Genomic DNA, 11,305 nt, shown 5'->3' on the forward strand with positions numbered 1-11,305 from the left:
GTGGACCCGGCGTAGACCTGTGGCGGGGACCTTTTACTCCGCCAAGCAGGGTTACTACGCCAAGCAGAATCGCACCGCCATGAATCACAGCAACCAGCAGTCCATTGGCCAGGAGCCGGCGGCAGGGCAGGCGCCGGTGCTGTCCCCGGCCGCGCAGCCCGTGTCAGGTCCACTGACGCGTGAGGAGCTGCAGCTCGCCGCCCGGAACCATTCCTTGCCGCTGGAGGCGCTCCGCCGCGACGTCACGCCACCGGGGCTTCACTACGTGTTGACCCACTTCGACATTCCCGACCTTGATGCTTCGTCCTGGCATCTGCGGATCGGCGGCGCAGTGGAACGTGCCCTGGAGCTGGGAATGGCGGCACTTCGCAGGGATCCGGCCATCACCGTCCCGGTCACCCTCGAGTGCGCGGGCAACGGCCGCTCGCTCCTGGAACCGCGGCCCCTGAGCCAGCCCTGGGTGCTGGAGGCGGTGGGCACGGCGCACTGGACCGGGGTGCCGCTGGCGTACCTCCTGGGCAAGGCGGGGGTGCTGCCGGACGCGGTGGAGGTGGTCTTCACCGGAGCCGATGCCGGGGTTCAGGGCGGCGTCCCCCAGCAGTACGCGCGGAGCCTGCCGATCCGTGAAGCGCTGCGTCCCGACGTCGTTCTTGCCTACAAGATGAACGGCACCGACCTTCCGCCGCAGCATGGGTACCCGCTGCGGCTGGTGGTGCCGGGCTGGTACGGCATGGCCAGCGTGAAGTGGCTGCAGTCCATCGACGTGGTCCGGGCGCCGTTCACCGGGTTCCAGCAGCAGTCCGCCTACCGCTACCAGAGTTCTGCGGACGACGCCGGCAGGCCGGTCATGCGGATCAGGGTGCGTTCGTTGATGGTTCCGCCGGGCGTTCCGGACTTCTTCACCCGGCAACGGTTCCTTCGCCCGGGCCCGGTCATGCTGGAAGGCAGGGCCTGGTCAGGGGAAGGCGCCGTGACCGCCGTCGAGGTGGGGATTGACGGCACCTGGCTGCCGGCCCATCTGGACAAGCCGTCCGGCGGATTCGCGTGGCGGAGGTGGAGCCTGCCCTGGGTGGCCGACCCCGGCGAGCACGTCCTGGCCTGCCGCGCCACGGACGTCACTGGTGCCACCCAGCCCCTGGAGCAGAACTGGAACTACCAGGGGATGGGCAACAACATGGTGCAGCGGGTCAGCGTGACGGTGGAGTCAAATTAGTCCTGCGTGCATGGGTACGGCCGGTCAGGGTTACCGGGCATCACAGCAGGCTGGCCGGTGCCATGACCAGCGCGACCAGGGCCGTGATGGAGAGTCCCACAACAATCGGCCCTGCCACAAGCATCCACGTCGTGGCCGGGTAGCGGCGGTAGCCCCTGCCCCGCAGCATTGCCGTCCACAAGGCTCCGTAGGCAATGCTGGCCACCACGTACGGGACGCCCAGGGCGGGCAGCGCCAATCCAATCCAGATGGTCGCCTGCAGGACTGCCGAAGTGCCGCCGGCATACATGTCCCCGACTCTTGACGTGCCCATCATGAGCAGGAGCAGCAGAAGCAGCAACAAAATCGCGGCCAGGACCAGCAGGACCGTCCGGAACGTCCCCGCCCATGCAGGCAACGCAGGCCTTTGTGATGAATCCGGACAGGCTCTGGGGTCCTGGTGCTGGTGAGGGCGGTAGGGCTCCACGTTTCTCTCTTCCTGGCAGGTGCTCCAAGTCTTGCACGAGGCGAGGGACGGCACGACGCGGCCGCGGCTATACTCGGTGCCAACCATGACCAGCCTCCCCTCCTCCCCCGCCAGTGTCCGAATCGATGCCTGGCTGTGGGCCATTCGCGCCTATAAGACGCGGTCCGCCGCCACAGCAGCCTGCCGCGCCGGGCATGTCCGCCTCAACGGCAGCCCTTCCAAGGCATCAGCCACCCTCGTCACCGGTGATACCGTGACCGTCCGCATGCCGGGATACGAGCGCATCCTGGAGGTTCGGCGGCTGATCGCCAAACGTGTGGGAGCCGAGGCGGCATCGCACTGCTTTACCGACCACACTCCCCCGCGGCCTGTCCTGCCGGCACTTGGCCTGCCGCAACGGGACCGGGGCGCCGGGCGGCCCACCAAGAAGGACCGTCGCGAGATGGAGCGTTTGCGCGGCCCTGCGTGAGGAGCGTACTGCAGAGGTCAACCGCCAGACTTGGTGCGCGCCTGCACGAGGTTAGCGAACGGCAACCGGCCGAATTCCGCCACGAAAGCTGAATGGCAGGCCGCTTCTGCGTCATTCAGTTGTTCCGCCGGGAGTTCTTTCCACGCAATGGCCAGTGATCCAGCATTGGCCAGCTGCCAGATCGCCCGCCCATCCCAGTGCCCGGGGGGCTTTCCTTGCCCGAAGTCCACAAACTCCTGGATCTGACGTCGCAGCCCCCGGTTACCTTTGCTTCCCGGCCCGGCCTTTCCGACATAGAGAACGACGGCGCCCTCTACCCACTCGGCGGTCAGAGCGGCGGCAGAGAGGGACGGTTCCTTCTTCTTGAAGACTCCTGCTGTGCTTTTCGTGAGGAAGCGCGGCTGGAAACCTTCCGGAGCCACGACGGTGAAGAGGCCTGTTGCCTGCGGGATCCTCATGGTCTCGAGATCCTGGATGGGCCGGAAGCCAGCGAAACCTTCGGCCTTCAGGCCCTTCCTGGTGAACTGCATAATCCATTGAACAGCATGTCCTCGGACCCTCACTGTTGCAGCCTGCCGTTTTCCACATAGGGCTTTTGGGTGGCTGTCGTTGTCGGACCCTGGTGGAAGACTTTGGTCATGGAAGCGGTTGGTGGGATGGCGGCAGTGCTTGGGGCGGAGCCTCGGGGGCTGTTGGCTGCTGGTCCGCCGCATCGCACGTTTGCTGTTACGGGTGTCAAGGATGGGCTTCCGTTCCCGCCTGCTGCGCCTTCGATTGGTGATGTCTTGAAGCTGCTCGCTTCTGTTCCGCTGGCTGCCGACAGCGCGGGGATGATCGACCAGATGCGTGGGCTGGAGGATTTGAAGTGCCTTGCCGGTGCCCGTCAGGCCGATACCGCGGTGGCGTTTGATCTACAGCAGCGGGGTGAGCAGGCCGCCGCCTGGGTCCCGGCTCATGAGCAGGGTGCCGGGGTCGCGGCGCAGCTCGCGTTGGCCCGGCGGGAATCCCCGGCCAGGGGGTCCCGGTTGCTCGGCCTGGCCAGAACCCTTCCCGGGATGCCGCGCACGTTCGCGGCGTTCCGGGCGGGCCGGCTGAATGAATGGCGGGCAACCCTCATCGTGAAGGAAACCATCTGTCTGTCAGCGGAGGACCGGGCCGGGGTGGATGAGGCACTCGCCGCCGACACCGGCACCCTGGACGGCGCCGGCGACAAGGCCATCATTGCCGCGGTCCGGGCCGCCGCGTACCGGCGGGACCCGGCAGCGGTCGCCAAACGGGCCGCCCGTGCGGTCACGGAACGGACGGTGAGCCTGCGGCCGGCCCCGGACACCATGGCCTACCTGACCGCGCTGCTGCCCGTCGCCCAGGCCGTGGCCGCCTACGCCGCGTTGTCCCGCGAGGCGGATACGGTGCGTTCGGCCGGGGATGGGCGCTCCCGGGGGCAGGTCATGGCTGACGCCCTCGTCGAACGCGTCACCGGGACCCCTGGAGGCGTCAGCGGGGTCGAGATCCAGCTCGTGATGACCGACCGGACCTTCCTCAAGGGTGATGCCGAACCCGCACGGCTCCCCGGCTACGGCACCATCCCCGCCGCCTGGGCCCGGAACATCGCCCTCACCGGCGCCGGCCACACCGAACCCAGCCTGTGGGTCCGCCGGCTTTACACCGCCCCCGGCAGCGGGGATCTGGTGGGCATGGATTCCAGGGCCCGGCTGTTCCCGGCGGGGTTGAAACGCTTCCTGCAGATCCGGGACGATACCTGCCGCACCCCGTACTGCGACGCCCCGATCCGGCACCACGACCACATCGCCGCCTGGCACGATGGCGGCTCCACGAGCGCCGGCAACGGCCAGGGCCTCTGCGAAGCCTGCAACCACACCAAGGAAACCCCCGGCTGGACCGCCCAACAGGTGCCCGGCCCGCGGCATACAGTGGCAACCACCACCCCCACCGGCCACACCTACCATTCCACCGCACCCCATTCCACCGCACCACCACCACCCGGAACGCCACACCCCTGCTCGCCCGCCGGCAGGAGCACGATCACGCAACTCCCACGAAGAGTGGCTGGCGTTCGCGCATGAGGCCCCCTGACGTCGTCATTTACTCCCACAGCCCGGTCGGCCCAAATTTGGTGTGCCCACCCCTCCCCGCAAAAGCGTAGAGTGGCATAGGACGCCTGATTCTGGACGCCTCGCTGCAAAGGGAGAAATCGTGACGATTGATTGGGACGAAAAAAAGGCCCTGCTACAGGAACCAAATATCGCGAAGGTAACCCAGCTTTGCGATGAGCTGATGGAAAAGAAGCCCGGTTCCGTCGTCCCCTATATCGACCCCGTCCACGACGAAGACGAGTGCAGGATCATCAGCCTTCAGGCGAGCCCCGGCAAGGGGACGGAGTCCGGATTCGTCTCCCACAACAACGACGACGAAGCGGCCCGCCGAGCCACCCAGATCTACGAGCTCGCTGAACTGGATCCGCGCTACGTCATGCCGTGGAACGCCTACCCGTGGGTCCGCGAGAGTGGCAGCCCATCGGCCCTGAGTGTCCAGGAAAAGACCGACGGCCTGCGTCCTTTCCGGCAGTTCCTCAAAATCAATTCCCGCGTTTCGGCGATCATCGCGCACGGCACGGACGCCTCCACGTTCCTGACCCTGTTCGAGAAGACCTACCATTCATCGCTGAAGAACGCCGGCATCAAAATCTACAAGGCCTCTGCCCTCGGCGGCAGGGCCTTTGCTGTTTCCGAAGCCAAGCAGGAAGAACTGCTGGCCAAGAGCGTGGACACCTACCGTGATGCCATGCAGCGGGCAGGCATCCAGCACCTTTAGCGGACGGTTTCCCAGCTTTCTTCCAGCCGCGCAGGCGCATACTCGTAGGTACCCTGACCGGCGAGAGAACCAGGCTGACCTTGATGTCCCACCCCGACCGTTCCCATGAGGCAGGACCTCCAGCGGAGGCTGCAGCCATCCGCATGGCCGTGCTCCCCCAGCTTCGGCACTGGATTGCCGTGCCCGTCATCGCAGCAGTCCTGATTGTGGCAGGCGGACTGGCGCTGAGGTTCAGCCCGGCATTGACGTCAGCGGACATGTCCGTGGACGCCGAGCTGAGCCATGACCACACCGCACCCCTGACCGGCATGGCGATGTTCATCAATGTGGTGTTCAGCCCGGCGGGCGGGGTGCTGATGATCGCAGCCCTGTGCCTCTATCTGCTGCTGGTCCGCCGCAGCCCCGTTAACGCCGTCGCCACGGGCCTGGTTGCGGCCGGCGCCTGGGTGAGCAGCGAATTGTTCAAGGTGCTGGTGGCCCGGCACCGCCCGGACTCGACAGCCCTGTACAACCCGCTCATCCCGGAGCCGGGAACGGACAGCTTCCCCAGCGGGCATGTGGCGCTGGCTTCCGCGCTGGCCATTGCCGTCTTCCTGCTGGCCCGCGGCACCAGGTGGCAGCGGCCGGCTGCCGTCCTCGGAATCGCCGTGGCGGTCCTCGTGGCCTTCTCCCGTGTTTACCTCGGCGTGCACTACCCCACCGACGTCACGGCATCCTTCCTTACCGCAGCTACCGGAGCCGCGTTCCTGACCGGCCTGTGGAACCGCTTTGGGCTGTCACTGCTGGCCCGGGTCCCGTTCCTGGCAAAGCTCGGCCCCGTCCCGGCCCCGCAAGGCTGACCAGCAGCCATGACGGGCTTCATCGACGGCCTCCTGAACGTCAGCCCGCTTGTGGCATATATTGCCGTCTTCTGCCTGGTATTTGCCGAGGACGCATTGTTTGTGGGCTTCGTGGTTCCAGGTGAGACAGCGGCCGTCCTGGGTGGAGTAGTGGCCAGCCGCGGTGAAGTGCAGCTGGGCGCGATGATGGCCCTGGTGGTCGCTGCCGCCATCATCGGCGACAGCGTGGGCTACGAAGTGGGCAAACATCTGGGCACGCGCATCATGAAGGCAAGAATGCTGCGCCGCCACGCCGGGAGGTTGGAGAACGCGCAGGAATTCCTCCGCCGCAAGGGCGGTTCGGCAGTCTTCCTGGGCCGCTTCACCGCCTTCTTCCGGGCCGTCATGCCCGCCCTCGCGGGCACGTCCCGGATGCCCTATGGCCGGTTCCTTGCCTACAACGCGGTGGGCGGCATGGTGTGGGGCATCGGCTTCGTCCTGCTGGGTTTCCTCGCGGGCAACTCCTACGAAGCCGTTGCCCAGGCAGTGGGCCGGGATCTCGCCGTCGTCATAGCGATCGTGGCGGTGGCAGGGCTCATCGTCTGGCACGTCCGGTCACGACGGCGGCACGACCGGCGGCGTGCGGCCAGCCGGCGGCAGGACTAGGGAGAGCTTGACAGCAACTGTGACCAGTGCCATATTTAAGGCGTGAACCTGTCAGACAGCCGGACAGCAGGACAGCCTGCATTCCGCCCCCTTGCCCGGCTGAGCGCTGCCGAGGCGGTGTTCAACGCCATCCGTGAGGACATCGAGTCCGGCGCGCTTCCGGTGGGAAGCAAGCTCAGCTCGGAGGCAACCCTCTCGCAGCAGTACGGAGTCAGCCGATCGGTAATCCGGGAAGCCCTCCGCTCCTGCACCGCGCTGGGGCTCACGGTCACCAGGACCGGCAAGGGCACGTTCGTCATTGCCAGCAAGGTGGCCAACGACCTCATGCTGGGGCAATACTCGGCGCGGGACCTGACCGAAGCGCGTCCGCACATCGAGGTCCCGGCTGCAGGCCTGGCAGCGGAACGCCGCACTCCGGAGGAGCTCGACGTCCTCCGCGGGATCGTTGCCGCCATGGCCACGGAAACCGATCCGGAATCCTGGGTGGCCCTGGACTCCAGCTTCCACGCCGCCATCGCACGCGCCAGCGGCAACAAAGTGTTTGCCAGCGTCGTGGCTGACATCCGCGACGCTCTGGCGCACCAGTCCGAGACCCTGAACATGGTGGCAGACCGCCAGCATGCCTCCGATATTGAGCACCAGCAGATCCTCGCTGCCATCGAGGTCGGCTCGGCGGAAAACGCCCGCGCCGCCATGGCCCACCACCTGGAAGCCGTGGGCGTGGCCCTGGACTCCATCCTTAACAACTAGCCGTATCCAACCAAACCTTCCTAGGACTCCATGCCATCCCCCGTGTTTTCTGCTGCCCACACCGCTGCCCCGGCCCAGCTGGCCCTGCCGCAGCACGTCCCGCTGGTGGCCGCCACCCGTGACGGCCTGGTGGAAAGTGTCCACTACGGCTCGGCGATCGCCCTTGCGGCTGACGGTTCAGTGGCGGCAGCCGCTGGGGATCCCCAGACTCCCTTCTACCCCCGCTCTGCGCTCAAGCCCCTCCAGGCAGTCGCCCTGGTCCGCGCCGGCCTTGAACTCCCCGCAGACCTCCTGGCATTGGCCGCCGCAAGCCATTCGGGTGCCGCAGTCCACCGGGACGGCGCCCTGCGCATCCTGGAACTGCACGGACTCGCCCCCACCGACCTGGAAAACAGCACCGACCTTCCCTACGGCACCACCGAGCGTGAGGACTGGCTGCGGAACGGCGGAAACGCCACCCGGATCACCCAGAACTGCTCCGGGAAACACGCCGCCATGGCCGCCACCTGCGCCATCAACGGCTGGTCCGTGCAGGGCTACCTGGATCCCGCCCACCCGCTGCAGCAGCTCGTTGCGCAGACCGTCACCGACCTGACCGGCGAGGAGCCGGCCGCGGCGAGCACCGATGGCTGCGGGACCCCGTTGTTTGCCCTGAGCCTGCGCGGCATGGCCCGCGCCTTTGGCCGGATCGCCCAAGCGGCCGCGCACAATGACGCCTTGGATTCGGGAAGTGCGGAGGCCGCCGTCGGGCTGGCCATGCAGCAGCACCCGCACATGGTGGCCGGGGAAGGCCGCGACGTCACCGAACTGATGCGCCTGCTGCCCGGCGCCGTGGCCAAGGACGGTTTTGAGGGCGTGCAGCTGGTGGGCCTGGCCGACGGCAGCGCCGTGGGTGTAAAAATTTCCGACGGCGGCGACCGCGCCCGGATGCCCGCCACCGTCCGCCTGCTGGATGCGCTGGGCGTGGACATCGAACCGCTCACCGGTATCGCCACCGCACCCGTGCTGGGCGGCGGCCACCAGGTGGGCCGGCTGTTGGCCACCGATTTTCTTGCCCCTGTTTCCGCATAACCACCGTCCGAACCCGACAACGACGCCCCGTAAGGACCCCATGACCATCACCCAAACCACCGCAGACGTCCGGTCCGAGCACGACCTGCTCGGCGACCGCGACGTACCGGCCCACGCCTACTGGGGCGTGCACACGCTCCGCGCGGTAGAGAACTTCCCGATCACCGGCCAGAAGCTGTCCTCCAACATGCACCTGGTCCGCGGGCTTGCCGCCGTGAAACTGGCCGCCGCCCGCACCAACCGCGAACTTGGCCTGCTGGACGCCGAACGCGCCGACGCCATCGAACAGGCATGCCAGGACGTCCTGGCCGGACGGCTTGCCGACCAGTTCGTGGTGGACGTGGTGCAGGGCGGTGCCGGGACGTCGTCGAACATGAACGCCAATGAGGTCATCGCCAACCGGGCGCTGGAAATCCTTGGCCACCCCAAGGGTGACTACGCGCGGCTGCACCCGAACGACCACGTCAACCTCAGCCAGTCCACCAATGACGTGTACCCCACGGCCGTGAAGCTGGGCACCATCTTCGCCGCGAGGGAGCTGCTGGCTGCACTCGAAGAACTCGAGGATGCCTGCGCTGCCAAGGCCATGGAATTCCGCACCGTGGTCAAGATGGGCCGCACCCAACTGCAGGACGCCGTCCCCATGACCCTGGGCCAGGAGTTCGGCAGCTACGCCGTCACCATCGGCGAGGACCGGCTGCGCCTGGCGGAGGCAGAGCTGCTGATCCACGAGATCAACCTCGGGGCCACCGCCATCGGCACCGGCCTGAATGCCCCGGCCGGTTACGCCGCAACGGCCTGCCGGCACCTTGCGGAGGTCACCGGACTGCCGCTGGTGACCGCCGTCGACCTCATTGAAGCCACCCAGGACGTGGGCGCTTTTGTGCACCTGTCCGGCGTGCTGAAGCGTGTGGCGGTCAAGCTGTCCAAGATCTGCAACGACCTCCGCCTGCTCTCCTCAGGCCCCCGCGCCGGCTTCGGCGAGATCAACCTGCCGGCCGTCCAGTCCGGATCGTCCATCATGCCCGGCAAGATCAACCCGGTCATCCCGGAAGTGGTCTCCCAGGTGGCCTACGAGGTGATCGGCAACGATGTCACCATCACCATGGCCGCCGAGGCCGGGCAGCTGCAGCTCAACGCCTTCGAACCGATCATCGTCCACAGCCTCCACAAGAGCATCTCCCACCTGGAAGCAGCATGCCGCACCCTTACGGCCCGCTGCATCCGTGGCATCACCGCCAACACCGAGCACCTGCGCCGCACCGTGGAGCAGTCAATCGGCCTGGTCACCGCATTGAATCCCCACCTCGGCTACGCCACCGCCACCGCCATCGCGCAGGAGGCGCTTGCCACCGGCAAGGGCGTGGCTGAACTGGTCCTGGAACACGGGCTCCTCACCGACGCCCAGCTCCAGGAACTCCTGAGCCCCGAACGCCTGGCAAACCTCAGCAAGTAGTCCCCACCTGCTCCGAAGGACACACCAATGACAAATACTCCCCTTCCCGACCACCTGATTGATGGTGGTCACGCGCATGCGTCCGAGACCTCCCTGCACGCGGAGGACAAGGGTTACCACAAGAACCTCAAGCCCCGGCAGATCCAGATGATCGCGATCGGCGGCGCGATCGGCACCGGCCTGTTCCTGGGCGCCGGCGGCCGGCTCAACGCCGCGGGCCCGTCCCTGGTCATCGCCTACGCGGTCTGCGGGTTCTTCGCGTTCCTGATCCTGCGCGCCCTGGGCGAACTGGTCCTGCACCGGCCCTCCTCGGGCTCGTTCGTCTCCTACGCCCGCGAATTCTTCGGCGAAAAAGCCGCGTTCGTCTCCGGCTGGTTCTACTGGATCAACTGGGCCACCACCACCATCGTGGACATCACCGCCGCCGCCCTCTACATGCACTTCTTCGGCAACTACATCCCTTGGATGGCCGACGTCCCCCAGTGGGCCTGGGCACTGACCGCCCTCATCGTCGTCCTGGCCCTGAACCTGGTCTCGGTCAAGGTCTTCGGCGAAATGGAATTCTGGTTCGCCCTGATCAAGGTCGCCGCCCTGGTCGCGTTCCTCATCATCGGCACCTACTTCGTCATCTTCGGCACCCCCGTGGACGGCCAGCAGGTCGGCATCAGCCTCCTGTCCGATAACGGCGGGATCTTCCCCAACGGCCTGCTGCCCATGATCATCCTCATGCAGGGCGTCCTGTTCGCCTACGCCTCCATCGAACTCGTCGGCACCGCCGCCGGCGAAACCGAAAACCCCGAAAAAATCATGCCCAAGGCCATCAACTCCGTGGTCTTCCGCATCGCCGTGTTCTACGTCGGCTCCGTGATCCTCCTGGCCCTGCTGCTGCCCTTCACCTCCTACCAAAAAGGCGTCAGCCCCTTCGTGACCTTCTTCGGCTCCATCGGCGTCCAGGGCGTAGACGTCATCATGAACCTCGTCGTCCTCACCGCCGCCCTGTCCTCCCTGAACGCCGGACTCTACTCCACCGGCCGGATCCTGCGCTCCATGTCCGTCAACGGCTCCGCCCCCCGCTTCGCCTCCCGCATGAACAAAGCAGGCGTCCCCTACGGCGGCATCGCCATCACCGCCACCGTCTCCCTCCTCGGCGTCCCCCTGAACTACCTCGTCCCCGCCGAAGCCTTCGAAATCGTCCTGAACATCGCCTCCGTGGGCATCATCATGACCTGGGCCACCATCGTCCTGTGCCAAATCCAACTCAAACGCTGGGCCGACAAAGGCTGGGTCACCCGCCCCTCCTTCCGCATGTTCGGCGCCCCCTACACCGGCTACCTCTCCCTGCTCTTCCTCATCGGCGTCCTCATCATGGTCTTCATCGACTCACCCCTGACCATGCTCGTCACCGCCATCGCCTCCATCCTCATGGTCGCCGGCTGGTACGCCTGCCGCACCCGCATCCGCCAAATCGCCGAAACCCGCGACGGCTACACCGGCATGTCGCCGGTGGTTGCCAATGCCCCGGCGGAGACCTTCAAAAAGTAGCTGCCCTGAACGACGGCGGCAC

The 11,305-nt window shown here is 66.7% G+C and carries 12 protein-coding genes; 10 read left to right on the plus strand and 2 right to left on the minus strand.

The genetic code is table 11. The features are described from left to right. Positions 1-79: 79 nt before the first annotated feature. Complete coding sequence (locus tag LDO14_RS19615; RefSeq protein WP_043425625.1) at positions 80-1,213, plus strand: sulfite oxidase; 1,134 nt, start codon at positions 80-82, stop codon at positions 1,211-1,213. A 40-nt stretch (positions 1,214-1,253) separates the two neighbouring features. On the opposite strand, the gene LDO14_RS19620 is transcribed toward LDO14_RS19615, so the two are convergent. After that, complete coding sequence (locus tag LDO14_RS19620; RefSeq protein ID WP_223993052.1) at positions 1,254-1,610, minus strand: hypothetical protein; 357 nt, start codon at positions 1,608-1,610, stop codon at positions 1,254-1,256. Between the two features lie 154 nt (positions 1,611-1,764). On the opposite strand from LDO14_RS19620, the gene LDO14_RS19625 reads away from it, so the two are divergent. Continuing rightward, positions 1,765-2,148, plus strand: coding sequence for an RNA-binding S4 domain-containing protein (locus tag LDO14_RS19625; protein ID WP_018771931.1), 384 nt, complete (start codon positions 1,765-1,767; stop codon positions 2,146-2,148). A 17-nt stretch (positions 2,149-2,165) separates the two neighbouring features. Here LDO14_RS19625 and LDO14_RS19630 read toward each other — a convergent pair whose 3' ends face one another. Beyond that, positions 2,166-2,678: a hypothetical protein gene (locus LDO14_RS19630; RefSeq protein ID WP_134164923.1), complete on the minus strand. Its 513-nt coding sequence runs from the start codon at positions 2,676-2,678 to the stop codon at positions 2,166-2,168. 243 nt (positions 2,679-2,921) lie between these two features. Between LDO14_RS19630 and LDO14_RS19635 the strand changes: the two genes are divergently transcribed. From LDO14_RS19635 to LDO14_RS19670, 8 genes are all read left to right on the plus strand, one after another. Next, entirely contained in the window at positions 2,922-4,232 is a 1,311-nt protein-coding gene (locus LDO14_RS19635; RefSeq protein ID WP_223995321.1) for an HNH endonuclease signature motif containing protein, read from the plus strand. A gap of 130 nt (positions 4,233-4,362) precedes the next feature. Continuing rightward, positions 4,363-4,980 carry a uracil-DNA glycosylase gene (locus LDO14_RS19640; RefSeq protein WP_018771934.1) on the plus strand — a complete coding sequence of 206 codons (618 nt, stop codon included), beginning with the start codon at positions 4,363-4,365 and terminating at the stop codon, positions 4,978-4,980. An 83-nt stretch (positions 4,981-5,063) separates the two neighbouring features. Next, complete coding sequence (locus LDO14_RS19645; protein ID WP_223993053.1) at positions 5,064-5,819, plus strand: phosphatase PAP2 family protein; 756 nt, start codon at positions 5,064-5,066, stop codon at positions 5,817-5,819. A gap of 9 nt (positions 5,820-5,828) precedes the next feature. Then, the gene (locus tag LDO14_RS19650) at positions 5,829-6,464 is read left to right on the plus strand and encodes a DedA family protein (protein ID WP_056391101.1); all 636 of its coding nucleotides are present in this window, start codon (positions 5,829-5,831) and stop codon (positions 6,462-6,464) included. A 42-nt stretch (positions 6,465-6,506) separates the two neighbouring features. Then, positions 6,507-7,214, plus strand: coding sequence for a FadR/GntR family transcriptional regulator (locus LDO14_RS19655; protein ID WP_223993055.1), 708 nt, complete (start codon positions 6,507-6,509; stop codon positions 7,212-7,214). A gap of 30 nt (positions 7,215-7,244) precedes the next feature. After that, complete coding sequence (locus LDO14_RS19660; RefSeq protein ID WP_056391098.1) at positions 7,245-8,285, plus strand: asparaginase; 1,041 nt, start codon at positions 7,245-7,247, stop codon at positions 8,283-8,285. Between the two features lie 40 nt (positions 8,286-8,325). Then, positions 8,326-9,741 carry an aspartate ammonia-lyase gene (locus LDO14_RS19665; RefSeq protein WP_056391096.1) on the plus strand — a complete coding sequence of 472 codons (1,416 nt, stop codon included), beginning with the start codon at positions 8,326-8,328 and terminating at the stop codon, positions 9,739-9,741. 27 nt (positions 9,742-9,768) lie between these two features. Then, a complete protein-coding gene (locus LDO14_RS19670) occupies positions 9,769-11,283 on the plus strand; it encodes an amino acid permease (RefSeq protein ID WP_134164919.1) in 1,515 nt (504 codons plus the stop codon). Positions 11,284-11,305: the final 22 nt, after the last annotated feature.

Source organism: Arthrobacter sp. NicSoilB11 (assembly GCF_019977375.1).
Taxonomy (GTDB): domain Bacteria; phylum Actinomycetota; class Actinomycetes; order Actinomycetales; family Micrococcaceae; genus Arthrobacter.

Excerpts from the sequence above, each read along its gene's own strand:
- LDO14_RS19615 (WP_043425625.1), top strand. The coding sequence starts at position 80 with ATGAATCACAGCAACCAGCAGTCCATTGGCCAGGAGCCGGCGGCAGGG.
- LDO14_RS19625 (WP_018771931.1), top strand. The coding sequence starts at position 1,765 with ATGACCAGCCTCCCCTCCTCCCCCGCCAGTGTCCGAATCGATGCCTGG.
- LDO14_RS19630 (WP_134164923.1), bottom strand. The coding sequence starts at position 2,678 with ATGCAGTTCACCAGGAAGGGCCTGAAGGCCGAAGGTTTCGCTGGCTTC.
- LDO14_RS19645 (WP_223993053.1), top strand. The coding sequence starts at position 5,064 with ATGTCCCACCCCGACCGTTCCCATGAGGCAGGACCTCCAGCGGAGGCT.
- LDO14_RS19650 (WP_056391101.1), top strand. The coding sequence starts at position 5,829 with ATGACGGGCTTCATCGACGGCCTCCTGAACGTCAGCCCGCTTGTGGCA.
- LDO14_RS19660 (WP_056391098.1), top strand. The coding sequence starts at position 7,245 with ATGCCATCCCCCGTGTTTTCTGCTGCCCACACCGCTGCCCCGGCCCAG.
- LDO14_RS19665 (WP_056391096.1), top strand. The coding sequence starts at position 8,326 with ATGACCATCACCCAAACCACCGCAGACGTCCGGTCCGAGCACGACCTG.
- LDO14_RS19670 (WP_134164919.1), top strand. The coding sequence starts at position 9,769 with ATGACAAATACTCCCCTTCCCGACCACCTGATTGATGGTGGTCACGCG.